This window comes from Roseivirga seohaensis subsp. aquiponti (assembly GCF_001267955.1).
In the GTDB taxonomy this organism is placed as follows: Bacteria; Bacteroidota; Bacteroidia; order Cytophagales; family Cyclobacteriaceae; genus Roseivirga; species Roseivirga seohaensis.
The window spans coordinates 20,259-43,931 of record NZ_JSVA01000007.1 but is presented as its reverse complement, the minus strand read 5'-3'; the positions used below and the strand labels follow the sequence as shown (position 1 = coordinate 43,931).

Annotated in this window: 24 protein-coding genes and 2 tRNA genes; 15 read left to right on the top strand and 11 right to left on the bottom strand. The window is 38.1% G+C overall.

Annotation, left to right across the window (positions count from 1 at the left end):
• The first annotated feature begins 45 nt into the window (after window positions 1-45).
• Genes OB69_RS05795 through OB69_RS05780 form a run of 4 tightly spaced genes read left to right on the top strand, consistent with a single transcriptional unit; the run spans window position 46 to window position 4,835 of the window.
• On the top strand, window positions 46-1,281 hold the full coding sequence (locus tag OB69_RS05795; protein WP_053222763.1) for a M16 family metallopeptidase: 1,236 nt from the start codon (window positions 46-48) through the stop codon (window positions 1,279-1,281).
• The gene (locus OB69_RS05790) at window positions 1,281-1,922 is read left to right on the top strand and encodes an O-methyltransferase (protein WP_053222762.1); all 642 of its coding nucleotides are present in this window, start codon (window positions 1,281-1,283) and stop codon (window positions 1,920-1,922) included. The genes OB69_RS05795 and OB69_RS05790 overlap by 1 nt, the downstream gene beginning before the upstream one ends.
• A gap of 2 nt (window positions 1,923-1,924) precedes the next feature.
• A complete protein-coding gene (locus OB69_RS05785; protein WP_082338095.1) occupies window positions 1,925-3,841 on the top strand; it encodes a LysM peptidoglycan-binding domain-containing protein in 1,917 nt (638 codons plus the stop codon).
• 43 nt (window positions 3,842-3,884) lie between these two features.
• Window positions 3,885-4,835 carry a DUF3078 domain-containing protein gene (locus OB69_RS05780; RefSeq protein ID WP_053222760.1) on the top strand — a complete coding sequence of 317 codons (951 nt, stop codon included), beginning with the start codon at window positions 3,885-3,887 and terminating at the stop codon, window positions 4,833-4,835.
• Here OB69_RS05780 and OB69_RS05775 read toward each other — a convergent pair whose 3' ends face one another.
• Window positions 4,836-5,108, bottom strand: a complete 273-nt coding sequence (locus OB69_RS05775) for a hypothetical protein (RefSeq protein ID WP_053222759.1) — start codon at window positions 5,106-5,108, stop codon at window positions 4,836-4,838.
• A 377-nt stretch (window positions 5,109-5,485) separates the two neighbouring features.
• Window positions 5,486-6,598 carry a DNA polymerase III subunit gamma/tau gene (gene dnaX, locus OB69_RS05765; protein WP_053222757.1) on the bottom strand — a complete coding sequence of 371 codons (1,113 nt, stop codon included), beginning with the start codon at window positions 6,596-6,598 and terminating at the stop codon, window positions 5,486-5,488.
• Between the two features lie 315 nt (window positions 6,599-6,913).
• On the opposite strand from dnaX, the gene rplM reads away from it, so the two are divergent.
• The 4 genes from rplM to tsf all read left to right on the top strand — a co-directional run bounded on the left by rplM (window position 6,914) and on the right by tsf (window position 9,539).
• A complete protein-coding gene (gene rplM / locus OB69_RS05760; protein WP_053222756.1) occupies window positions 6,914-7,366 on the top strand; it encodes a 50S ribosomal protein L13 in 453 nt (150 codons plus the stop codon).
• 3 nt (window positions 7,367-7,369) lie between these two features.
• The gene (gene rpsI / locus OB69_RS05755; RefSeq protein WP_053222755.1) at window positions 7,370-7,756 is read left to right on the top strand and encodes a 30S ribosomal protein S9; all 387 of its coding nucleotides are present in this window, start codon (window positions 7,370-7,372) and stop codon (window positions 7,754-7,756) included.
• Between the two features lie 25 nt (window positions 7,757-7,781).
• Complete coding sequence (gene rpsB / locus OB69_RS05750; RefSeq protein WP_053222754.1) at window positions 7,782-8,558, top strand: 30S ribosomal protein S2; 777 nt, start codon at window positions 7,782-7,784, stop codon at window positions 8,556-8,558.
• Between the two features lie 150 nt (window positions 8,559-8,708).
• Window positions 8,709-9,539 carry a translation elongation factor Ts gene (gene tsf / locus OB69_RS05745; RefSeq protein WP_053222753.1) on the top strand — a complete coding sequence of 277 codons (831 nt, stop codon included), beginning with the start codon at window positions 8,709-8,711 and terminating at the stop codon, window positions 9,537-9,539.
• A gap of 72 nt (window positions 9,540-9,611) precedes the next feature.
• Here the strand turns inward: tsf and OB69_RS05740 are convergent, their stop codons facing one another.
• On the bottom strand, window positions 9,612-9,977 hold the full coding sequence (locus OB69_RS05740) for a response regulator transcription factor (protein WP_053222752.1): 366 nt from the start codon (window positions 9,975-9,977) through the stop codon (window positions 9,612-9,614).
• 263 nt (window positions 9,978-10,240) lie between these two features.
• Between OB69_RS05740 and OB69_RS05735 the strand changes: the two genes are divergently transcribed.
• The 6 genes from OB69_RS05735 to OB69_RS05705 all read left to right on the top strand — a co-directional run bounded on the left by OB69_RS05735 (window position 10,241) and on the right by OB69_RS05705 (window position 14,126).
• A tRNA-Val gene (locus tag OB69_RS05735) sits at window positions 10,241-10,327 on the top strand.
• 147 nt (window positions 10,328-10,474) lie between these two features.
• A tRNA-Val gene (locus tag OB69_RS05730) sits at window positions 10,475-10,549 on the top strand.
• Window positions 10,550-10,907: 358 nt separating this feature from the next.
• Window positions 10,908-11,513 carry a hypothetical protein gene (locus OB69_RS05720; protein WP_053222750.1) on the top strand — a complete coding sequence of 202 codons (606 nt, stop codon included), beginning with the start codon at window positions 10,908-10,910 and terminating at the stop codon, window positions 11,511-11,513.
• Between the two features lie 75 nt (window positions 11,514-11,588).
• Window positions 11,589-12,683, top strand: a complete 1,095-nt coding sequence (locus tag OB69_RS05715) for a L,D-transpeptidase family protein (RefSeq protein ID WP_053222749.1) — start codon at window positions 11,589-11,591, stop codon at window positions 12,681-12,683.
• A complete protein-coding gene (locus OB69_RS05710; protein WP_053222748.1) occupies window positions 12,683-13,339 on the top strand; it encodes a L,D-transpeptidase in 657 nt (218 codons plus the stop codon). Before OB69_RS05715 ends, OB69_RS05710 begins: the two co-directional genes overlap by 1 nt.
• Window positions 13,340-13,343: 4 nt before the next feature.
• Window positions 13,344-14,126 (top strand): hypothetical protein, encoded by a 783-nt coding sequence (locus tag OB69_RS05705; protein ID WP_053222747.1) that lies wholly within the window; start codon window positions 13,344-13,346, stop codon window positions 14,124-14,126.
• Between the two features lie 52 nt (window positions 14,127-14,178).
• Here OB69_RS05705 and OB69_RS05700 read toward each other — a convergent pair whose 3' ends face one another.
• The 8 genes from OB69_RS05700 to OB69_RS05665 all read right to left on the bottom strand — a co-directional run bounded on the left by OB69_RS05700 (window position 14,179) and on the right by OB69_RS05665 (window position 22,685).
• Entirely contained in the window at window positions 14,179-15,420 is a 1,242-nt protein-coding gene (locus OB69_RS05700) for a cation:proton antiporter (protein WP_053222746.1), read from the bottom strand.
• Between the two features lie 84 nt (window positions 15,421-15,504).
• Window positions 15,505-17,148: a DUF748 domain-containing protein gene (locus tag OB69_RS05695; protein WP_053222745.1), complete on the bottom strand. Its 1,644-nt coding sequence runs from the start codon at window positions 17,146-17,148 to the stop codon at window positions 15,505-15,507.
• 649 nt (window positions 17,149-17,797) lie between these two features.
• Window positions 17,798-18,223 carry a hypothetical protein gene (locus OB69_RS05690; protein ID WP_053222744.1) on the bottom strand — a complete coding sequence of 142 codons (426 nt, stop codon included), beginning with the start codon at window positions 18,221-18,223 and terminating at the stop codon, window positions 17,798-17,800.
• Window positions 18,224-18,396: 173 nt separating this feature from the next.
• Entirely contained in the window at window positions 18,397-19,053 is a 657-nt protein-coding gene (locus tag OB69_RS05685) for an HAD family hydrolase (protein ID WP_071426727.1), read from the bottom strand.
• A gap of 9 nt (window positions 19,054-19,062) precedes the next feature.
• Window positions 19,063-19,587 (bottom strand): DinB family protein, encoded by a 525-nt coding sequence (locus tag OB69_RS05680; RefSeq protein ID WP_053222743.1) that lies wholly within the window; start codon window positions 19,585-19,587, stop codon window positions 19,063-19,065.
• A gap of 287 nt (window positions 19,588-19,874) precedes the next feature.
• Complete coding sequence (locus OB69_RS05675) at window positions 19,875-21,527, bottom strand: ATP-dependent nuclease (RefSeq protein ID WP_053222742.1); 1,653 nt, start codon at window positions 21,525-21,527, stop codon at window positions 19,875-19,877.
• An 82-nt stretch (window positions 21,528-21,609) separates the two neighbouring features.
• A complete protein-coding gene (locus tag OB69_RS05670) occupies window positions 21,610-21,963 on the bottom strand; it encodes a hypothetical protein (protein ID WP_053222741.1) in 354 nt (117 codons plus the stop codon).
• A 101-nt stretch (window positions 21,964-22,064) separates the two neighbouring features.
• Complete coding sequence (locus OB69_RS05665) at window positions 22,065-22,685, bottom strand: 4'-phosphopantetheinyl transferase family protein (RefSeq protein WP_053222740.1); 621 nt, start codon at window positions 22,683-22,685, stop codon at window positions 22,065-22,067.
• Window positions 22,686-22,758: 73 nt separating this feature from the next.
• On the opposite strand from OB69_RS05665, the gene OB69_RS05660 reads away from it, so the two are divergent.
• Window positions 22,759-23,670 (top strand): WD40 repeat domain-containing protein, encoded by a 912-nt coding sequence (locus OB69_RS05660; protein WP_053222739.1) that lies wholly within the window; start codon window positions 22,759-22,761, stop codon window positions 23,668-23,670.
• Window positions 23,671-23,673 lie beyond the last annotated feature (3 nt).

Sequence of the window (23,673 nt, the reverse complement as noted above, 5' to 3'; positions counted from 1 at the left end):
TTTCTGTTAAAACTTATACCTTTGTGGTTTTAAGGAGATGCTGCGATGGTCGATTATAATGTTTTTACTTTACCCAATGGCATTCGTGTAGTGCACAAAGAGGTGAGCAATACCAAGATTGTCCACTGCGGATTTGTGTTGGATATTGGTAGCCGTGATGAGCGAAAAGACCAATTGGGGATTGCCCATTTTTGGGAGCATATGGCTTTTAAAGGCACCAAAAAACGAAAGGCCTACCATATTCTAAATAAGCTCGATGCTGTTGGCGGAGAGTTGAATGCTTACACCACCAAAGAGAAAATCTGCTTCTATGCTTCTGTGTTAGATAAGCACATGGAGTCGGCTTTTGAGTTGCTACAAGACATCACTTTCGATTCTATTTTTCCTGAAAAACAAATTGAAAAGGAACGAGGAGTGATTTTAGAAGAAATGTCCTTGTACCACGATAGCCCAGAAGACGCTATTCAAGATGAATTTGATCGTGTAGTTTTTGGAGATCATCCGCTGGGTAAAAATATTTTAGGCACTTCCGATAGCGTGAAATCTTTTCAGCGAGAAGATTTCAAAGCTTTCTTGAAAACTAATCTCAATACAGAACGAATCGTTTTTTCTTGCGTAGGCAATGTGTCATTAAAGAAAATTCAGAAACTAGCCACCAAATACTTCGAACCAATACCACATCACATAGGGCAGAGAGAACGTGTGCTTTTTGGTGACTATGTTCCCAATACCGAAGTCATTACTAGGAATATTACTCAAGCCCAATGTGCCATTGGTTGCACAGCTTACCCCATTGGTCACCCCAAACGACTTCCTTTTTATATGTTGATGAATATTTTGGGCGGTCCGGGCATGAATTCTAGGTTGAACTTGGCGCTTCGCGAAAAATACGGCTTTGTATACAGTATAGATGCCAGTTATCATCCTTTTTCAGATACAGGCCTCTTTTCCATTTTCTTCGGTACAGAAACAGGCCAAGTGGAAAGGGGACGAAAGTTGGTATTAAAAGAATTACAGAAATTAAGAGAAGTCCCTTTGGGAACTATGCAGTTGCATATGGCCAAAGAGCAAATACTTGGTCAATTGGCCATGAGCGAAGAAAATAATACGGGCTTAATGCTGATGATGGGCAAAAGCATTTTGGATAAAAACCGAATTGACAGCCTAGAGTCAATCTTCGAAAAAATTAGAGCGGTGTCTTCATCTGATCTTATTGAAGTAGCCAATGAGCAGCTAAATGAAAATCAATTGAGCCATTTAACCTTTTTACCAGAGAGCTAATGGAGTTTATTCCCGAAGATATTCAGAAATACGTTGAAGCTCACACCGATCCCGAATCGGAGCTTTTGATGGATTTGAACCGCGAAACCCACGCCAAAGTAATGATGCCACGTATGCTTTCAGGGCATTTACAGGGCAGGGCTTTGTCGATGATCAGCCATATGATCAAGCCATCTCGAATTTTAGAAATCGGCACCTATACTGGCTATTCTGCGCTTTGTATGGCTGAAGGCTTGGCAGAGGGAGGAAAGCTAATTACACTCGATAAAAATGAAGAGTTGGAAGAAATGGTGCGCGGCTATTTCGAAAAAGCGGGTTATACAAATGCCATAGATTTCAGAATAGGGAACGCTATTGAACTAATTCCTGAAATTGAAGGGCCGTTCGACCTAGTTTTTATTGATGCCGATAAAGCTAATTACTACAATTACTTTAAATTAGTGTTTGAAAAAGTTCGCTCTGGAGGCTTCATCATTGCTGACAATGTGCTTTGGAGTGGAAAAGTTGTTCAAACGGAAAAGAAAATCGACAAGGATACGCAAGCAATCTTAGATTTTAACCGTTTGACCCATGAAGATGATCGTGTTGAAAATGTACTTTTGCCGATCAGAGATGGGTTAATGGTTTTAAGGAAAAAATAAACGTGGTAAAATACATAGCGTCAATCATCATCTTTTTGATGGCTTCGTTGAGCATATTCGCGCAAGCCCCAATGGTTGTCCCTTCTGAAATGGAGTTTGCAGGCGTTAAACTCAAAATTACCAACAGCGCAAAAAAGGAAATTGAGGAAACTCTCGATTTGCTTACGCGAAGTCAATATCACTTTCAGTTATTGGTAGATCGCTCTAACCTCTATATGGGAATGGTGGAAGAAGTACTGAAAAAAGAAGGAATTCCTGACGACTTCAAGTATTTGGCCATTCAAGAAGGTCAGTTTATATCCGATGCTGTGTCTACTTCAAATGCGGTAGGTTTTTGGCAGTTCAAAAAAGCTTCGGCACAAGAACTCGGGCTTAGGGTAGATGGGGTAGTGGATGAACGCAAGCATATTATTGCATCAACTGTAGGTGCTACCAAGTATTTCAAAAGAAGTAATTTCGTTTTCGACAACTGGCTGTGGACAATGCAGTCGTATTTACAAGGCTTGGGTGGGGCACAAAGAAGTATTCCCGAGAAAGATTACGGAGCGAAAAAGGTTGAAATTGATGGTAAAACACATTGGTATTTAAAAAAATACATTGCCCATAAACTGGCTTTTCAAGATTATGTAGGACGAGGAAGGAAGAATCCTGAATTGCAATTGGCTACTTATGAGGGGCGAGGTAAAACTTTGCGCGATGTAAGTAGAGAAGTAAACGTTGATTTAGAAGAATTAAAAAATCTGAACAAATGGTTGGTGGGTACAAGAATTCCAGATGAGAAATCGTACAAAGTAATTTATCCTGTTAAGTTAGGTAGCCGCCCCATAGCCCAAAATACAGAAGAACCTAAACGTGAAGAGGTGAAAAAGACCACTCAATCTTCCCAAGCAGGTGTAACGAAACAACCCACAAAAGAGAGTAATAGTAATCGAAGTACATATTCTGGTGTTCGACCAGTTGAAGGAAATATCGGTATTTTTCCTCGTATAACAGGAAATATAGCAAGCGCATATGAACCCGATCAAATCGAAATGAACGGAATTGATGCTATTCGTGCACGATCAAACGATAATGTAAAAACACTGGCAAGTAGGGTAGGAAAGAGTGAATCGAAAATAAGAAAATACAACGATCTAGGCGATAACAGCAGGCTGAAAAGCGGAGCTTATTATTACGTTAAGAATAAGAAAAATAGGGGTAAAGTGCATTACCATATTGTACAGCCAGGCGAAACCCTTTGGAGTATTTCTCAAGATTACGGGATAAAATATAAAAAACTTCTTCAGAAAAACAGAATGAGAGAGGCCGAACAGCTTAAAGTGGGCAGAGTACTTTGGCTGAGATTTATTCGTCCTGCCAATATCCCAATAGAGTATACAGATGTGATTCTTCCAGACGACCCTACCCCTGAAGATAAAATGATCAAAGAGGTGACTCCGCCAGAGCAACCGATTAAAAAGCAGACTCAAATTATTCCTGAGAAAAAAGTGAAAGTAGAAGAGGAAGAAACGGTGGAGGAAATTGAAATGGCGATTACAAAGAAGGCCCTAATTGCTACTTCATCTGATACTATAATTACTCATGTAGTTCAACCAAAGGAATCCTTTTTTGCTATTTCTCAAAAGTATGGCATTGAATTGGATGACATCATCGATTGGAATGGACTCAACGTAATGGATGGACTTCAGATAAACCAAGAGCTTAGACTTGTAGTACCTAAAGCTTATTTTTTGAAAAAGACGGATTTAAAACCAACCGCAACGGTTAGAGAAATTTATCATGAGGTTGAAAAAGGAGAGACACTCTGGGGGATATCAAGAAAATATGGAGTAACCATTGAGAATATTCTTAAATGGAATAATAAAACAGACAATAACCTTGATTTGGGTGAGCGTCTGAAAATTCTACAAGACAACTAAGGACTACTTAAAATCATTGAATAGTTTTGGGCGGATTTTGGAGATGAAGAGAAGAATGAATCGTTACCTACTAGTTATATTTATTTTACTTACCTCAATTTCGATTGTTAAAGGGCAAGACGAGATCGAGTTTTTGTTGCCTCCTGACTCTGAACCACCACCAGCTGATACCATCAATTACTGGAAAAGTGGAGGAACCTTCAATTTTAACTTACAACAAGTAGCCTTAACCAACTGGGCTGCTGGTGGTGAGTCTTCAATTGCGATTGGTACTAAGTTCGAGACCTTTGCTAATTACGAGAAAGAGGGGGCAGTTTGGCAAAACCGATTTAAAGTTAGTTATGGTTTAATTAGAAATGGAGATGCGAGAAATCGCTTTGTTAAAACCGATGACCAAATTATTATTAATTCTAAATACAGTCAGAAATTTACCGAAAAGGTGCTTTTGACTACTTCGATAAACTTCCAGACCCAGATGGACGAAGGATATAAGAATAAAAAAGTACCAGGTACAGATCAGATTGAGCGGACGTTGATATCTAACTTTATGGCGCCAGGTTATTTACAGGCCTCTTTGGGGCTTTCATATAGAGATGAAAAAACCGTAACCGCTACTTTGGCTCCTTTTACTGGTCGTTTTACCTTCGTATTGAATGATTCTTTGTCTAATGCAGGAGCATTTGGAATTAACCCAGGAGATCAAATTAGACCAGAAGCAGGTATTAGTTTAACAGGTACTTATAAAAAAGATGTAGTCGAAAATGTTTCATTTTTAGGGAATTTCAATCTGTTTTCTAATTATGAAAAATTCCCCAATACAGTAGTAAACCTCGAGGCTTCGTTTAGGCTAAAGGTGAATAATTATCTTTCTACCAATATTAGTTCTCAGTTGATTTACGATGACGACATTACGCTCACCAGAAATGATGGCACCAAAGGGCGCGATATTCAAATAAAGAATGTAATCAACGTAGGAGTTACGCTAGGTTTCTAGCTAAAACTCCGGATCTAAACCCAGTCGTTCTTGTAAATCTTTTAAAGCAGGATACTTCTTTTTAAGATGTTCAAACTTCTCTTTATCAGTATATAGCATTTTTTCTCTTGCCACATCAACAATTTCTGATTTGAGAAGAATACTGTCGTTTTCAAGGCCATCTCTCAAAGTCATTAAAAGGTCACCTCTAAATTTTTCAAAACTAGCCTCTGAAGCTCCGTTGGATATTTTAATGGTAACAATGTTGCCTTCCAGTTCATAGGGTTCTTGCAAAAGTAATAACTCTAACTTGTTATCTTCTGCCTCTCTTTTAGCTTTAAAAGCATTCCAAACTTTATCTAAATCATCAAGAGTAAAGCTCTTATTTCGGTTCGAAACTGGTTCTGTAGGAGTTTCACCTGCTGTTGGCTCTTCTTTTTTATTAAGTTGGTTTTTTAAATCGGAAAGAGAAGGAATACTAATCGTTTTTGAAGGCGCCCTTTTTGGAGCGGGGGCTACGGAAGGTTGCTCCGAATTTGTTTGGGCAGCAGGTGTTTCTGCTCGAACATCCTTTTTAATAGGTTCGGCTTGTGGTGTTTTAACAACAGGAGTCGATACGCTGTCTACTTGTTTTGGAGTAGACTCACCTTTTTTATCAGCAACCTCTTCAGTTAGGATTTTTTTTTTGAAGCGTCTTCTGGAGTGACGTGTGCCAAACGAATAGCAGATGTTAAGTGCGCCATTTTAACCAGAGCCAGTTCAACATGAAGCCTCTGATTTTTGCTTCCTTTATAACTCAAGTCGCATTGGTTTGCAATGTTGAGTGCCGTGAGTAAGAATGAAAGCGGTGTAGCATCAGCTTGTGCTTTATAGCGCTGCTTAATATTGTCAGAAACCTGAAGTAGCTGAATGGTGGCATTGTCTTTACACACCATCAAATCTCTTAAATGGCTAGCGAGCCCCACAATAAAATGATGGCCATCAAACCCATTTTTCAGAATCTCATCAAAAGTCAGTAATACATTAGAAGTGTCTTCTTTAAATAAGTAGTCTGTCATTCTGAAGTAATAATCGTAATCCAGAATGTGCAGGTTTGAAATTGTATTTTGATAGGTTACTTTCTGCCCGTGCGAGAAAGTGACAATCAGGTCGAAAAGAGAAAGAGCATCGCGCATAGCACCATCTGCCTTTTGAGCAATCAGATGCAAAGCCTCGTCTTCCGTGTCAATTCCCTCTTTATCAGCAATCATTTTTAGCTGGGTAGAAATATCACTGACTTCAATTCTATTAAAATCGAAAATCTGACAACGAGAAAGAATCGTAGGGATTACCTTATGTTTTTCAGTAGTCGCCAAAATGAAAATGGCGTATGATGGTGGCTCTTCCAAGGTTTTCAAAAAAGCATTGAATGCTTGATTAGAAAGCATGTGAACCTCATCTATAATATACACCTTGAATTTTCCTTGTTGCGGAGGGTAGCGCACCTGATCGATTAGATTTCTAATGTCATCTACCGAGTTGTTCGAAGCCGCATCAAGCTCATATATATTAAATGTGTCGTTGCCTTCTAAAGGGTTGTCAATGTTTTGGTCATTGATCATTCGGGCAACAATTCGAGCACAAGTAGTTTTACCAACCCCTCTTGGTCCGCAAAAAAGCAAAGCTTGCGCTAACTGATTATTATCGATCGCATTTTTAAGTGTAGTGGTAATGTGCCCTTGGCCAACTACTTCTTCAAAGCCAACAGGTCTATACTTACGTGCGGAGACAACAAAATTTTCCATCGCTGCAAGATATAAATCTTCGTTAAGATGTTTCAAAAAATGACTTCAAAGATTTCTCGACTTTTCCATTAAATTTGCGCCCGGATAAATAAGAGGTAGTTAAGTCTCTTTTTTTCTTTCAATAGAAAATGTTTCAATAGTTAATCCCAGTGCCTAATTCATGAGCAAATATTGGGAAGAGATGAGCTAAGGAACTAAAAACTGCTAATTTATTTACAGAGCAACGTTGGAATTAAAAAAGCAAACTTCTATCTTTGTGTCCCTTTTCAAGCTAAGGAAGAGGTAAAGTATTAAAAGTCAATTAAATATACCGAAGTGGATACACTAAGTTATAAGACGGTTTCGGCTAATAAAGCTACTGTAGAGAAGAATTGGGTAATCGTGGATGCGAGCCAAATGTCGCTAGGTAGATTATCAAGTGAAGTTGCAAAAATGATCAGGGGAAAACACAAACCTGGTTATACCCCAAATGTAGATTGCGGTGATAACGTGATTGTAATCAATGCCGACAATGTAAAGTTGACAGGTAAAAAATGGGATGACAGAGTGTATCTGCGATATACTGGTTACCCAGGTGGTCAAAGAGAAACAACTCCAAGACAACTAAAGGCCAAGTCATCTAGATTGTTAGTGGAAAGAGCAGTTCGCGGCATGTTGCCAAAAACAAGATTGGGAAGAGCCCTTTTCAACAACCTATATGTTTATGAAGGTGCTGAGCATTTACATGAGGCTCAAAAGCCACAGGAAGTTAAATTATCAATAAGCTAGTTAATGGAAATAGTTAACAAAATTGGAAGAAGAAAGACCTCTGTTGCAAGATTGTACATGGAGTCTGGAAAAGGTGAATTCAATATCAACGGAAAATCATTGGAGAGTTATTTTCCTTCTGATGTTCTTCAGATTATTGTAAAGCAGCCTTTGATGCTCGTGGAGCAAAATGGGAATTTCGATTTCAAAGTAAACGTTAATGGTGGCGGACCAAAAGGTCAGGCTGAAGCAATTAGACTTGCCATTTCTAGAGCGCTTTGTGAAATTGATGCTGAAAACAGACCTCCTTTGAAGAAGGAAGGTTTCCTTACTAGAGACCCAAGAATGGTTGAACGTAAGAAGCCAGGAAGAAGAAAAGCGAGAAGAGCATTCCAGTTCAGCAAGCGTTAATAAGAATTATTATACAAACTTATATATGTCTAACAAATTAGAGTACAAAGACTTACTTGATGCTGGTGTCCACTTTGGTCACTTAACGAGAAAGTGGGATCCGCGTATGGCGCCATACATCTTCATGGAGAGGAATGGTATCCATATTATCGATCTTAATAAAACTCTTAATTGCCTCGAAGAAGCATCATCTGCAATTAAGAACATTGTCCGCTCAGGAAGAAAGGTAATGTTTGTAGCTACTAAGAAACAAGCCCAAGGGATTGTTGCTGAAGAAGCCGCAAGATTGAATATGCCTTACGTAACCGAAAGATGGTTAGGTGGTATGTTGACCAACTTCGCAACGATTAGAAAGTCGTTGAAGAAACTTCAGGGTATCGATAAAATGATGAAAGAAGAGTCTTATAAAAACCTTGCGAAAAGAGAAAGGTTGATGAAGACTCGTGAAAAAGAAAAGCTAGAAAGAGTATTGGGCGGTATTACCGATCTTACTAGACTTCCTGCTGCCTTATTCATCGTTGATATCAAAAGAGAGCACATTGCAGTAAACGAAGCTAAAAAGCTTAATATCCCTGTATTTGCTTTGGTTGATACTAACTCTGATCCTAACAAAGTAGATTTCCCAATCCCTGGCAATGATGATGCCTACAAGTCTGTAGAAACTATCACTAAGGCTATTGGTAGAGCTATTGAAGAAGGATTGCAAGAGCGTAAGACTGAGAAAGAGGAGAGAGATAGAGAGAAAGCAGAGCAAGAGAAAATAGCTGCTGACAAGGCAGAGACTAAAAAAGAAGAAGCTTAAATCGATTAAGATTAACTCATATAAAAAATTGAACATTGAAGCTTTTTCGGTGTTCAATTTTTGTTTTAAACCGATAAGTTTGAGTAGCTTAAATAACTCAGATTTTAGGGTGCTAACTGATTTTAGGAATAATATTTAAAATATATACAAATGGCTATCACAGCAAAAGAGGTTAACCAATTAAGACAAATGACCGGTGCCGGCATGATGGATTGTAAAAAGGCATTAGTTGAATCTGAAGGAGATTTCGATAAAGCAATTGAAATTCTTCGTAAGAAGGGTCAAAAATTATCTGAAAAAAGAGCAGACAGAGAAACTTCTGAAGGTTCTGTATATGTAAGATCTAGCGAAGATGGCTCTGAAGCTATCCTTATTGCTTTTACATGTGAGACTGACTTTGTGGCAAAAAATGCTGATTTCCAAGCTTTAGGAAATGAGATTGCTGATGCTGCAATGGCCAACAAACCAGCCGACCTTGAGGCTTTAAGAGCACTTAGCTTAGGTAACTTAACTGTTCAAGATAAAGTAACTGAGCTTTTGGGTAAAATAGGTGAGAAGCTTGAAGTTTCAGTTTACGAAAAGCTTTCTGCTGACCAAGTGGTTTCATACATCCACTCAACAGGTAAATTAGGTGTTTTAGTGGCCTTAACTGGTGTTGGTAGTGCTGATGTTGCTGAAGCTGGTAAAGACGTTGGAATGCAAATCGCAGCTATGAATCCAGTTGCTGTTGATAAGGATGGTGTCGATTCTTCGATCATTGAGAAGGAAATTGAGATTGGTAAGGATGTAGCAAGACAAGAAGGTAAGCCTGAGGCGATGCTCGATAAGATTGCTGAAGGTAAATTGAACAAGTTCTTCAAAGAAAACACTTTGTTGAGCCAAGCTTTTGTTAAAGATCCAAAAGTGAATGTTCAGGAGTACCTAAATTCAGTAAACAAAGGTTTAACTGTATCTGCTTTCAAAAGAGTTGCTATAGGTTAATTCCTATTACTCATATAGAATTAGGAAAGCCCATCTATGATGGGTTTTTTGTTTTTATAAGTGTGCTACGGTCTATTTGTTTAAGTGTGTCTCGACAGTCTCTAATAATTCTGTCAGGTCAAAGGGCTTACATATATATGCATCAGCTCCAAATTGAAGTCCATGAACTAACTCCTGACCATGGTTTTTAACCGAAAGGAATATGATGGGGGTTTTTTGTATTGCTTCATCGTTTCTTATTTTATTTAGCATTTCATAGCCATTCATTAATGGCATATCAATATCGCTTAAAATAAGATCTGGTTTTTCTGATTTTGCAAGAGAAAGCCCCTCAATGCCATCTTTGGCTGTTATCGTTTGATAACCCTCCAATTCCAGTATCTCACTGACATTGTCTAGAATTATAGCGTTATCCTCAACTAGTAGTATCTTTTTCATATTTTGGCTTCTTGAATTTAAGCCTTTTGGCGTTAAAACCTTTAGGTTTTAGAAACTTCAATTAGGTATTTTTTTATTGTAATGAAATGTGATAACGTTTACTGATTTTTGTACAAAGAGAACCACGCATCTCCTTGAAATGGATTGAACGATTTAGTTCTTAACTGAAAGTGTATACTGAAATCAAAAGCTTAATCATTCTCATTTCCCTAGAGCCTGTAATCTCTTATTTAATTAATCTTTTATTAATATTGCGCATCCTTGGGGTATTAGCTCAGTTGGTTTAGAGCGCTGCCTTGACAGGGCAGAGGTCACTGGTTCGCCCCGAAGTTTCGGGGCAGTATGTCCTACACGGGATCATATTTTTTAATTGAATTGATATCAAAGACCTGTGAAATCCGAATGAGGGTTTAGGATCTCAAGCAAGATTTACTACTACTTTCTAATGGCTGCAATTTCTTATTAAATGAATCTTTTTATTAATATTGCAGCTTCTTGGGGTATTAGCTCAGTTGGTTTAGAGCGCTGCCTTGACAGGGCAGAGGTCACTGGTTCGAATCCAGTATGTCCCACTTAAATGTGACTAATATAAATGTCACTGGTTCGCCCCGAAGTTTAGGGGCAGGATGTCCCACTTAAAAAACCAGTCATTCGAAAGAGTGACTGGTTTTTTTGCGATAAAGCTATTGAGTTTTAGCTCAAAGATTTTTCTAATTAAGAGTGATGAACTTCTTGATTGGTTTTATAGAGGCTATTTTTTAATGCCTCATCTTTTAAATACTGGCATTGAATTTTTCATCTCTAGCATCTTCAAAAATATTTTTTCAACGGTCATGTTACTTTTTGAAAATGTTGCGTCTCATGATCAAAACTAAAACCATGTATGCCTTCGGGCAACAATCAACAATTAAAAAGAGAGAATAAACAATTATGAAAATTACAAACAAATTAATCGGTGCGTTAATCATTGGTATGGTGGCTGTGACTTCTTGTGCAGATGTGCCTCAAACTGAAATTGATGCCGCTACTGCTGCTATCGAAACTGCTAAAGCTGCTGGTGCAGAGGTGTATGTTACCGAACAATACAATGCTTTGAATGACTCTATGGCCGTAGCTATGGCGAGCTTGGAAGAGCAAAAATCTAAGTTTTTCAAAAAGTATACTAAAACAGTTGAGAAACTGACTCAAGTAACTGCTATGGCGAACGAAGTTTCTGCTAACACTGAAGCCACTAAAGAAGCTGTGAAAGCTGAAATTTTAGCTTCAATGGAAGAGGTTCAAACTTTGGTGGCTCAAGGTAGACAGTTGATTACTGAAGCGCCTAAAGGCAAAGAAGGAACAACTGCTTTAGAGGCTATTAAAACTGAATTAGACGTTGTTGAAGCTTCTATTACTGAGTCAAACACAATGTTTCAGAATGGTGAGTTGAAACCGTCATTAGAAAAAGTTAAAGTTGCTAAAGAAAAAGCCAGCTCAATCAATACTGAATTAACTGAGGTGATCAGCAAATACAAGGCTGCTCCAAGAAGAAAATAATTTTAGTAGAACGATAAAGGCAAAATCCCCTGAAGGTACCAAAGCCTGAAGGGGATTTTCATTTTCTGAATAGATATGAAATTTAAATGGCTGGCCATTGCGCTGCTTACCGTACTAACTCTCATAGTATTACTATTTCCTTCTTTTGTTTTTCCTCAGCCTCCTTTGTCTGAATTGACTGAGGCACGAGAAAGGCTATCGGAAGCGGAGAAGAATCAGGCGTCTGAATATGCCCCAGATTTATATAAAAAAGCAATGTCTCTTTACGATTCTGCCATGGTGGCTTGGGCCAATGAAAATGATCGTATTTTCTTTATGAAGGATTTTTCATCCACAAAACAACTTGCTTCTAAAGCATCGGAAACGGCAATTTTAGCCAAAAGTACTGCTCAAAATATGAGCAAAAAAGTATGGTCGAATTACAGCAAACGACTCGATTTAATTGATGATCAGTTTAAACGCTTTGACCTAAAGTATAAAAATATTCCACTGAACGAAGTTTCGGTGAAACAGCTTGCGCAAACTCGCTTGCTTTATCATGAAGTATCTGCTGCGTATGAAAAGGAAAATGCCGGATACCTTAAAGAAAACCTCAGCACACTAGAAGCGAATTTGACGCAAATTATTAGTTATGCTGAAACTACTATGGCAGATTTTTTCAAAGATTATCCGCTATGGAAACAGTGGGCGGCCGCTGGAATTGAAAGGTCAAGAAAGAGTAATGAAACCGTTTTCATTATCGACAAAATGGAGAGGCTTTGCTATGTGTACGCAAAGGGCAAGCTGACACATACTTTCAATATGGAGCTTGGCGCCAACTGGATGGGCGATAAGATGCTTTCTGGGGATAAAACTACACCTGAAGGCGTATATAAAGTGGTGAAGAAAAAAGGGAATGGGCAGACCAAATATTACAAAGCTTTACTGCTGAACTACCCGAACGCTGATGACCAAAAGCGCTTTAAAGAGAACAAAGCCAAAGGCATTATTCCCAAAAACGCTTCCATTGGCAACTTAATCGAAATTCATGGCGATGGTGGAAAAGGATTGGACTGGACCGATGGTTGTGTTGCGCTGAATAATAACGATATGGACAAGCTTTTTGCTTTAGCCTCTGAAAATACACAAGTAATTATAGTGGGATCGCTCAAACCGCTTCCGACAAAATAATGGAAAAGAAAAGGAACCTAAGAAAATGGATAATACTAGGGAGTACAGCTGTGCTTCTGTTTTTTGTATTGGCCAAAATACAGACCATCATGGTGAGTATTTCCACCCAAGAAAATGCAACAAAAGTAGATAAGGAAACCGAAGCTACTTTGCTGACCGACATGCAGAATCAATTGGCAGTTTTAGATAAAAAGCTATCGGCCAATATTCCTAAAAACAACTATTTAGTAGTGAACAGTACGGTTAATGAATTCTACTTGTACAAGGGAACGAACCTGATCAAGAGCGATATCTGCTCAACAGGAAGTTACATTCTCTTAAAAGGCAACGATAATAAAAAGCAATGGATGTTTAAAACACCAAAAGGTGAATTTAAAATACTGAATAAGACCAAGGATCCAGTATGGAAAAAACCCGATTGGGCTTTTGTTGAAGAAGGTTTACCTGTTCCTTCTCCAAATCATTCTTCCCGTTTTGAATATGGGGTTTTGGGAGATTATTCACTGAGCATTGGAGATGGATATTTGATTCATGGTACACTCTATCAGCGCTTTTTAGGTTTGCCGGTAACGCATGGTTGCATTCGTTTAGATGACGCCAACCTAGAGTTGGTGTATAAGTCGCTGCCCATAGGGTCAAAGGTTTTTATTTTCTAATTGAATGGAAGCACAAGAAAAAAGCCTGAACAAAGGTAGGAGGCCAACTTTGTTATACTTCGCTTTAGCGATGATACTAATCGTCATAATTTTTGGGCTGGTAAAATACGCCATGGCTCCAGTACATAAACTGGCAGTGTGGAAACAAACTCAAGAAACAATAGCGGTTTATGATGATGCCAAATTGGATTCAATTCAACGCTTGATTGCTTTTAGAAATGCCTTGTTAAGTCTTCCTAAAAAGGATTCTATTCATTTAATCGTTAATGTGCCTGATAGCACCCTTGGCTTGTTTATCAATGGCGTATTGATTTACAATGTGAAAATGACCCGAATGAAGCTAGACCCAGTGCTCAGAAAATTACCTCAGAGTATGTATGTACAAACGTTTTCGAAACCGCTGTCTGTAGCTGCGTCAGAAGCTAGTATTGTAAAGGAGCCTATTATAGAAAAAGTAGCACCTAAAACCCCAGAAGAACTAACGGCCTCTGTTACTTCGCCCGACACTTTGGTGCACCAACCTGTTTTCATCAGGTTAATTACCGACAACGGAATTCATTTTCTTATTACACAAAATGAGAACCTGACTTCTGTAGATAAAAAGGCCAACCGTAGTTTTTGGCGGGGTAGAAGAATGGAAAGAGCGAAGTCCTTTTTCACTGCTATGGTTAAATTTCAACCCTATGAATACCAGCCCTCGGTAATTTTAGAAGCCAATGATAAAGCATTGACAGCCATTTATAGAGCTTTACCAGAACAGCCTAAAGTGGTGGTTTATTATGAGTAGAAACTAGTCATTATTGTTCCCTTCTGCATTATGGTAGCGGAGTTTAACGAGTTTACTTTTTCTTCAATACTCTTCTTACCAATGGCCCTAAGGTTAAACCTTGACCAATAATAGAGAAGACCACAATGATATAGGTAACCGTAAGAAAAAGCTCGCGTTCCATGTTGGGTTCCAATGAAAGTGCCAAAGCAATTGAAATCCCGCCACGAATTCCGCCCCAAGTCATAATCAGATTGGTTTTTGGAATGAAATCTAGTTTCTTTTTAAATAGTGCCACCGGACCCGCCAAGGCCAAATACCTAGCAAGTAATGTAACAGGAATAGCGATTAATCCGAAGGTAATGTATTCGCCATTGATGGTAATGATCAATAATTCTAAGCCAATGAGTACAAATAGGATTGCGTTGAGCAAAACATCGAGCAGTTCCCAAAACTTATCTACATAATTTTGAGTAGTTTCTGACCAAGCAATTTTGGGCGACTTATTTCCAATAAAAATACCAGCTACAACTACTGCTAAAGGTCCTGAAACGTGAATTAAGTGCGCCAATGAAGAAAGTCCCATCACAAGAGCCAGGGTAATCATTACTTCAGTTTCGTAGTGGTCAATCACTCTCATTAATTGAAAAACCAACCAACCAGCTAACAAGCCGAGGGCAATTCCGCCTACTACTTCTTCAAAAAAGAGCAAGCCTACTTCACTGGCTTCAATAGCGCCTACTCCTTGCTGTGCAATTTTAAATATTACCAAAAATATGACCACACCAACCCCATCATTAAACAGTGATTCACCAACAATTTTAGTCTCTAATTTCTTTGGCGCATTGGCGTCTTTCAGAATTCCTAAAACTGCAATAGGGTCGGTTGGGGAGATAAGTGCACCAAAAAGTAGGCAGTAGATGTAGTCGATTTGATGTCCTAAAGCCTGCACAATGTAATACATGAGCGTACCGACAATGAAAGTTGAAACCAACACACCCATGGTGGCAAATAATGCAATTGGCATTCGTTGCTTCTTTAGTCCATCAATTTTGGTATGCAGTGCTCCCGCGAAAAGCAAAAAGCTTAGCATAATATCCAGCAAAGCGGTTTCAAAATCTATGGAGTCAATAATTAAATTGGCTTCTTCTAAAATGAATGGGTTGAAATTGCCAGCAATGGTAATCACCAATGTAAAACAAATGGCAATAATCATTAAGCCAATGGTGAAGGGCAGTTTTAGAAACTTTGTATTGATAAAGGCAAAAGCAGCCGAAAGAACTGTGAGAATGGTAATAACGGTGAATATGCTCATTGACTTGATGTATGTTTTGTCTACAATGGCAAAATAAAACCTTTAATCGAATTGTGTGATAAAGACATGGAATTATCGAAACGATTATTGTGACATTACTAGATTATAGACCGACTTAGGAAGAATACTTAAAGCGAAACCTTCTATTAAACCACCTGCGTACAGAGTAAGGTGGTCTTTGTACGGTGGTCGTTCAAACACGTATTCAACTGAGTCTGTTAAATTATCACCGCTTCCTCTATTCTTTTTTCTTGCAATAAGATTACCTAAGCCAGACTGTAACCAACGCTCATTATTTTGACTGTCTGTAACTTTTAATTTCAACCCCTCAAAATCTGATCTCATGGTTCCCCAGTTTTTTAATTGGTTACCTCTCCCTTCAAAATCAAGTCTATTGATTTGGCCCTCTGCTAATTTTACTCTTGTAAGGTTGGCAATTAGGGGATTAAGGCTAGTGAGTTTCATTGCTCCTATATGTCCATTGTAAGTATGGTTATTAGGATCGTTTAAAGGTAGCTTCGCCTGAAAGGTAAATGGTGCATCCTCCATGAATACACCTTTAAAACTAGCTGTGACTACATCTCTTTTACTCTTTTCTGTGTATAGGTTCACGATTGTGGCATTCAATTGGGTGAGCATTAAATTCCCTGGTTGCAGCTCCTTATCACTATGTATTTTATAATCAATACTGCCGTTCTTTAAATACACACTGTCTATTTCAACGGGAATGGAAATATTTAATAATGACTTATGAAATAATTCCTTGTACTGGGTTTCATCCAATGGAATACTCTTGTTTCTCACAAGGTCCAAGTTCAGGTTAACCAAATGCAAGGCACTACCTTTGATGGAAGAAAGGTCTTTCAATTCCTTGAAATTTCCCGACTGATAATTGAGGGTGTCTAAGGATATATTGAAAATGGTTTTTCGATACTGACTCTCTAAGGTCATTTTATAAGGATCCCTTTTTGCAGTTATTTCTACACCGAAACACTGAAGTAATTCGTCACGGTAGTTAAAATTGATGCCGCCAATTCTGTAGTCGTAGTCAGAGTCTTTTGGGCTCAATAAAATCTCATTTAAGGAAAAAGCTACCTGTTCAACTTTTGATGTTTTAATGATGTTTTCAGTAGAATTAAGGTCAACCATTAAGTCCTCCATTTTTAGGTTAACATTCTTACCAGCATAGAGTGTGTCGGCTAAATTTCTATTGAAAACGAAGGAGGCATTTCCATCGCTGAGTTCGAAGTTTGCTACTTGAATATTTTTAATTGTGTTCTCTCCAGACTCTTCACTATTGTTTTCTGTCAAATTTTCTTTTTCTGGTATAAAGAAAAGTAGCTCAGGTTTGTCGATAGCTACTTTTTTTAGGTCAATCACAGAGTCGAAGAATAGGTTACTTATGTTGATGTTGTCTATCTTAAACGAGTTGGTTTTGAAGAAAACAGCAGGGTATCTCATCATCATGAATTTGTTCGCAGTGTCTGTTTCAAATTCTACTTTCTCAAACTCTATATTAAAGCCATTCCACGATAAGGAGGTGTAGCTGTTTTCAAACGATAGGGTATAAAAATCCCCAAATGTATCATTGATTTCCTTTTTTAAACGGTTGTTTATGATGCCTTTTAAGAAGAATGAAACGAAGATTGACAGTAGGAAAACCACTGTCAATACAGTGATTCCCGTAATCTTAAATATTCTAAGCCAAGTTTTTGATGGTTTTTCCATAGTAGATACCCTTTTAAATTACACAAAGCGTTCCAGAATGTTTTGGTGAGGGGGATGAGTTTCTTTCTATTCTGAAACAGATGCTTACAGCATGACTTAACGTTGGATATTGTGCTAACGGTTTTGCGAATGTGGTAAAGCTAGCTACTCAGTCATCCCTTGGGGATCTTTTTCAGTATTCTAAATTGCTTGGATATTGTAAGTTGTGTTCTGTGTGTTTCTGAAAAAGATGCTTGCAGCATGACTTAACTTTAAAGTTTTGCGAATGATTGTCTTTATGTATTAAAGCAAACTACGAAGTCATCCCGTAGGGATCTTTTCCCGTAACGCAGTTGTCTGTTGTTCGCAACTTGTTCTCTTGTGTTGCTGAAAAAAATGCTTACAGCATGACTTAGCTTTGAAGTTTGCACTAATGATTTTGCGGATGCGTTAAGGTTAGCTGTTTAATCATCCTATTTTGGCTAAGAGTATCTCGTCCTGAAATAGGTTGACAGGTTTAATATTTAACCCTAGTACAAGTTAACAGCAGGGTCAAGGCTGCGTTTCAGCCAGCGCTGCTGTCCCGTAGGGTTATTTTTTAGATGCTAGATTTGAACACCCCTGTTGTTTTTAGATTATGCCAAAGAATGATAAGTGTGCTTAAGTTTTCTTATTCAAAGGTGAACTCTACATAATCAACAGTGCCCGACTCGGTAATGGTAATCTCTTTCTCAGCTTTGACCTCAGAATCTACACGAATCTGAAGGGTAATGTTATAAGGCTCAAATGGAACACCCACAGCTCCACCTGAATTGTCACGATAGGTGATATTTAATTTTGTGAAAAAAGGGATAGTTTTATTGCGGTAATTCCTACTGAAAGGTAAGTGGGAATCACTGCTTGAAAAGTCAGAGATTTCTATTCCACTACCATTTATGCTGAAGGTAATGTCGGACATTCTTTCATCGTCTGTTGAAGACACGGACATTGAAATATCTCTGGTTTGAGGGTAATTGTCCCTTGGGTCGTCATCTGAAGTACAGGAGCTAAACAGAATAAATATTGTAAGAATAGAAAGCAGTTGCTTCTTAAACATAAAGCTGGTTTTTTGTTTTGGGCAAAGAAAGAACAGCCTTTTAGTTTATCAAAATCATACGGCCAGAAATTGAGAATGATAAAAGCTGTGACTCACTATGATCTCTAGGACTCTCTCCGGAGTATACCAAAGTAAAATTGCTAAACCTTGCTTGGCATACTTAATGATGAACGTTACGTTCTGGCAGGGCTGCTGCTCGGTAATAGTTTGAAATCAATGTCTTCAAATGATTGAACTTCAAGATATGTTTCTTCTACAATCATACTGCTATATTTACTGAAGGCAATTACTTTTAATCCAGCTGTTTTGGCGGCTCTTATGCCTGAATTAGAGTCTTCTATAGCAATACATTGATCGGCAGTTAAGTTCAGCTTTTTCAAAGCATTAAGATATACATCTGGTTGTGGCTTGCCGTTTTCTTCAAACTCCGCAGAAGAAATGGTATCAACCAAATGTGAGATGTTGGCTTTTCTTAATACTGCGGGAATTACACTATAGGGAGAGTTGGTTGCTACACCAATTTTGAAGCCTTCTTTTGTGATTTTCTCCATGAAATTTTTGATGCCTGAAATAACACAGTCTTCTTCGTTAATGAGTTGTATTACTCTGGCTATTACCATTTGTTCCACCTCTTCCTCGCTTTTGTGCAGCCAAGGAAATCGTTCGTACCAAAATTTGGTAACCTCAGTAGTGGTCATGCTTTGTGTAAGTCTACTTAAGTCATTGGTAACCTGAACTCCTAATGAACCAAACACTTCTCTTTCTGCTTGAGACCAAAGTTTTTCAGAATCAACAATGACCCCATCCATATCAAAAATAATCGCTTTCATGTGATTATATTACCTTGTTAAAATGCTTAAGTAGTTAATCCAAGGGCCTACTTCGTGTGTGTATTGTTTTGCCATAACTCGAGATATTTGTGCAATATGTCCTAAATCATGTACTGCCCATGTGGCAAGGAGTTGTTTTAAAGTAACCTCACCAAACTCAGGATGAACTCCGGTTTTTAAAAAATCTTTATCGCTCAAATGAAGTGACTTAATGTAGTCTAAACTTTGGTTTCTTTGATAGTTAAACTCAGCAATGAGTTCTTTTATAGATTTATCACCATTTGACTGTATCGAAGCTGCTCTATCAAAGGTTTTAAAGTTCTTTTCTTTTTCATCAGATAAAATAATCTTAACCCTTTCTATCCAATCTGTTTTTTCACCATGTATCAGGTGAGAAATTACATTAATAGGACACCATGAATCTCCGCCTTCATTTTTTTGTAGCCATTCGTCTGGTAGTTCATTTAGCATAGCTGCTAAAGTAGAAGGGGTCTGGGATAAAATACTTATTGTCTTCTCTAAATCGAATTCCATTTTTATGATCCTTTTACTCAGGTTGAATTTCCCCTCCCTCCAAATTAATACAACTCATTGAAGGAGACAGGACGATTGAGGCGAATTTAAGTAATGTTAGGCTATTAGCTTAGGCATTATCTGTTGTCAATACGGCAATACTCAACTGTCGCAGGTTTTCCAAACCTGTGGATGGAATGGCTCTTAATAAAGCGGACAGCATCCTTGAGTTCATATGAAGTCACAGTTTCTGGCTAAGGGCAGATAAACTGGTGAATCTGGGACAGTGATTTAGCAACTAAACTTTCTCAATATGCCAATTCCCAAGCTCGTTTTAATGACTCAAATATTATTGGCATTTCTCCTTCAAACTGTATTTGGGTAATCTTTTCTCCCACGGTTTTAGCTAACTGTCTTTTTCTTTTCCCAGTGAATGATTTATTTCCTCCTTCACTTATAGCATCTAATTCAGTTTGTGTTTTTCTCCAATTCCCGTAAACTGGATCATGTTGATTTGGGTAATATTGTTCTAAGTCCCGGTTTGGTATTTGGAAGAACTGATTGTTTGAGTTTAGATTCGGATACCTTTGAAGAAAGTCAGTTACACCCCCTTGTGTTTGCGCGCTTGGTAAGTCGATTAGGATAATATGTTTATCGCCATAGATGCTTGAGTTCAGAGGTGTAAATACTTTCTCTATTGCGTTTATGGTTCTTTCGGCTTGGTCCATGTCTCCATTAGCCTTAATTATTTGAACCTTCGGTTTGTCTGGGTAAAAACGTTTAATTACTCGAGTTAGAAACTCAAATTCACTTAAGCCCTCTACAATAAGGAAGTTTCTTGGTAACAGCAAATCTGACGGACTCCCACCTAAAAGTTCAAATACAATGTACGGTTTTGTAAAATCGTCTGCCGACTCAAAAATAGTTTCCCCCTCAGTTTTCTCAGCTTTAAATATTTTTTGATTAGGATAGTTGTCTGCTACAAATACCGATGAATGTGTGTTTATGAAAACTTGGTCTGTGGATTCAGAAAGTTGATGTAACACGTTCTTTAGATTTCTTTGAGCTGTTGGATGAAGATGTAGCTCTGCTTCGTCAATAAAAAACAGAAAAGATTTACCTTGGTCTTCATTTTCTTTTCTGAATTCTGAATATGTTTGAATAATCGCTAGCATTAAGGCTCTTTGCATTCCATCTCCTTTCTCTGCTGCTGTTGTTTCGATTCCGTCATCGATGGTTGTTTCAAAGTTTCTTAACAAATCATCAAACACTGGGGGAGTAACTTCAAAATTTACTTTTGATGTATCTGGGAACTGTTTTTGAAGGTTTACTTTGACCTTACCACCAACTAAATCAAACTGAGTCTTGATTTCCGAGTCTTCTCCTTCAAAAAGTTGAGTAAATTTTTGTTGAAAGTCTTGGTATTGATCGTTTGACTCAAGAATGGCTGATAAAACACCAGAAAGCATTATCCCAATGGGGGTAGTTTTAGAGTATTTCGCAACAGAATCGTAGTATTGTTTGGTATTTATATACTCAAACTTTGGTAAAAAATCATTTAAGGCTGAGTCAAAGCCTGTCCCTGGGTTTACTTCTTTACCATTGACAACAACCTTACGTTTTCTAACATCCTGACTTGAACGAGAAATTATAACTGTATCTGAATCGCCTAGAACCTTTTGAATTTTAGTTTTATTTACATCGTTTCGCATTTTATCAGCACCTTCTTGTGCTCCAGAAAATTCAATTTCTACTAAAATCTCTAAATCTGTTAGTCTTTTGAATTTTAGATCGTTTGAAAGTCCCCCTCGACCTGCTCCATTAAAGAAAAATTCTATTGCTTCAAAAAAATTGGTTTTTCCACAGTTATTTTGCCCAACCACAATATTGAAATTATTTGTGGTAAATTCTGTAGACTTGATTGACCTAAAATTCTCAATCTTGATTTTTGATATTTTCATGAGTTGTACTTTTTACTTGTTTTGAGAATTGAGAAAAATATGGTTGGGTATAAGATGCGTTTTGTAAAGGTGCTCAACAAACCTACCCCGCAACCTCCCTATTCACTTTTTTATCAAGCTGAATAAAAAAGAGAGCCAATAGATTAACCACAAAGCTGATCAGCATCAGCTGCAAAAAGTCACTGTGCTCGTAAATCATAAAGGTCATAAGAGTATAAAAAATGGTCAGCCCAATAATGGATTCCTTCATTGGGTTAGTGCTTTTAAAAACTTTTCTCGGAATCAGATGGCTTACCAAAGGAATTACTACAAACCAAAAAACAACCATGCTGGCCATGTTCCAACCAATTAAAAGTGAGAATGGGATTAGGATAATAGCCATTGCCAAAGGGATGGTAAACGTACTTTTGAGGCTTGAGATATTTTGGTTTTTCATTGGGCTTGGTTAATCAAATAAACAGATCCTGAAACTAGTTCAGGATGACTAATGTAAGGAATATTATGCTATTATTTATAGGAATAGATTTCCTTCTCCTTTCAATAAGCCAAACAGCAATTCAAGTCGGCTTCTTTTAACCATTGAACATTAAACACTGAACTAATACCACTTTCTATAATTTGCCCACTGGCTTGCTGCTGTAAATTGGGTTGGCCTACTACCAATTGGTCGGCAAAAATAAGTTGAGTACGGCCATGCAGCTTGTATAAAGCCTCTTTAGCGCACCAAATTTGGGTCAGCTTATCTACTCGGTTTTCAGCCCAAGGCTTTTCAGTAGGGTGAAGGAATTTATGGGCAATGCGAGTAATCTGATCACGGTCGTGCTCAATGTCAATACCGATGGGGCCGTTTAAGCTGTAGGCAGCAGCACCAAAACTCTTTGCATGGGAAATTGAAATTTCAACGCCTGCTAAACTAATGTGCGGTTTGCCGAAGGCATCTTTGTTCACTTCATAGTCTTGATAGGGGAAAAGCGTTTTCAAAGCTAATCGGGAAGAAAGCCACTCTCTTCTTTTGATTTCAATCTTAAAACCCGATAATACCCTAATTTCGGCCGCACTGGGCTGGTATATGTGCATTAATTCCTCTTCCGATTCCTCAATTTTCCATATCGCGAAGCAAACTTCTTCTGTAATATTTGCTTTTAGAAATAAAGGCATGAATTATTAATTGGCTTAGCAGGTTGAATACTTAGTTTTGTATCAACGCGAAAGATAATTGTTTTAAAAACCTATGACACAAGTAAGCGTCAAAAAACTGAATACCGTAGGCGGACACCAAGACTGTGTTTATACACTGGCGCCTGGTCCTGAATCACACCAGTTTTTCTCAGCTGGAGCAGATGGCGTAGTAGCGCTCTGGGATTTGAATGATATGGAAACAGGTCGAATGATTGCCAAAGTGCCTAATTCGGTGTATGCGTTGTGTTATTACCCAGAAAGAAATGCGCTGATTGTTGGTCAAAATATGGATGGCTTGCACATTATTGACTGGGAGAATAAAAAGGAATTGGGTTCGATCAAACTTTCCGCAGCGGCAATTTTCGATATAAAGGTATTGAAAGACAGAATCATTGTAGCCCAAGGAAATGGCGAAGTGCATATTCTAGACATCAAAACTCTTGAGACCATACATGTCATTCGTAATTCAGAAAAAAGCGCACGAACGCTAGCCGTTTCGGAACTCAGTGGTCATTTGGCTGTTGGCTATAGCGACAATAAAATAAGGGTGTTTTCATTAAGAGATTGGAAATTGGTGCATGAAATTGATGCACACAAAATTTCGGTTTTTTCGGTACGATACAGCCCCGATGAACGTTTCTTAATCAGTGGAAGTAGGGATGCGAAGTTGAAAATTTGGGATGTTATAGACGGTTATACCCTTAGGGAGTCCGTTGCAGCCCATATGTATGCAATAAACCATATTGAATTTAGTCCTGATAACAAACATTTTGTAACTTGTAGCATGGATAAGTCTATAAAGGTCTGGGATGCCTCGACTTACCAACTTCTAAAAGTTATAGACAAAGCACGGCATGCGGGTCATGGAACCTCTGTAAACAAGCTGCTTTGGACTGCTCATAACAACCTATTAATTTCGGCCAGTGATGACCGTAGTATTTCCATCTGGGACATCAAATTTTAATTT

Coding starts and splice junctions, on each gene's coding strand:
- OB69_RS05795 (WP_053222763.1), top strand. CDS start 46: ATGGTCGATTATAATGTTTTTACTTTACCCAATGGCATTCGTGTAGTG.
- OB69_RS05790 (WP_053222762.1), top strand. CDS start 1,281: ATGGAGTTTATTCCCGAAGATATTCAGAAATACGTTGAAGCTCACACC.
- OB69_RS05780 (WP_053222760.1), top strand. CDS start 3,885: ATGAAGAGAAGAATGAATCGTTACCTACTAGTTATATTTATTTTACTT.
- dnaX (WP_053222757.1), bottom strand. CDS start 6,598: ATGGAAAATTTTGTTGTCTCCGCACGTAAGTATAGACCTGTTGGCTTT.
- rpsI (WP_053222755.1), top strand. CDS start 7,370: ATGGAAATAGTTAACAAAATTGGAAGAAGAAAGACCTCTGTTGCAAGA.
- rpsB (WP_053222754.1), top strand. CDS start 7,782: ATGTCTAACAAATTAGAGTACAAAGACTTACTTGATGCTGGTGTCCAC.
- tsf (WP_053222753.1), top strand. CDS start 8,709: ATGGCTATCACAGCAAAAGAGGTTAACCAATTAAGACAAATGACCGGT.
- OB69_RS05740 (WP_053222752.1), bottom strand. CDS start 9,977: ATGAAAAAGATACTACTAGTTGAGGATAACGCTATAATTCTAGACAAT.
- OB69_RS05720 (WP_053222750.1), top strand. CDS start 10,908: ATGAAAATTACAAACAAATTAATCGGTGCGTTAATCATTGGTATGGTG.
- OB69_RS05715 (WP_053222749.1), top strand. CDS start 11,589: ATGAAATTTAAATGGCTGGCCATTGCGCTGCTTACCGTACTAACTCTC.
- OB69_RS05710 (WP_053222748.1), top strand. CDS start 12,683: ATGGAAAAGAAAAGGAACCTAAGAAAATGGATAATACTAGGGAGTACA.
- OB69_RS05705 (WP_053222747.1), top strand. CDS start 13,344: ATGGAAGCACAAGAAAAAAGCCTGAACAAAGGTAGGAGGCCAACTTTG.
- OB69_RS05700 (WP_053222746.1), bottom strand. CDS start 15,420: ATGAGCATATTCACCGTTATTACCATTCTCACAGTTCTTTCGGCTGCT.
- OB69_RS05695 (WP_053222745.1), bottom strand. CDS start 17,148: ATGGAAAAACCATCAAAAACTTGGCTTAGAATATTTAAGATTACGGGA.
- OB69_RS05690 (WP_053222744.1), bottom strand. CDS start 18,223: ATGTTTAAGAAGCAACTGCTTTCTATTCTTACAATATTTATTCTGTTT.
- OB69_RS05685 (WP_071426727.1), bottom strand. CDS start 19,053: ATGAAAGCGATTATTTTTGATATGGATGGGGTCATTGTTGATTCTGAA.
- OB69_RS05680 (WP_053222743.1), bottom strand. CDS start 19,587: ATGGAATTCGATTTAGAGAAGACAATAAGTATTTTATCCCAGACCCCT.
- OB69_RS05675 (WP_053222742.1), bottom strand. CDS start 21,527: ATGAAAATATCAAAAATCAAGATTGAGAATTTTAGGTCAATCAAGTCT.
- OB69_RS05670 (WP_053222741.1), bottom strand. CDS start 21,963: ATGAAAAACCAAAATATCTCAAGCCTCAAAAGTACGTTTACCATCCCT.
- OB69_RS05665 (WP_053222740.1), bottom strand. CDS start 22,685: ATGCCTTTATTTCTAAAAGCAAATATTACAGAAGAAGTTTGCTTCGCG.
- OB69_RS05660 (WP_053222739.1), top strand. CDS start 22,759: ATGACACAAGTAAGCGTCAAAAAACTGAATACCGTAGGCGGACACCAA.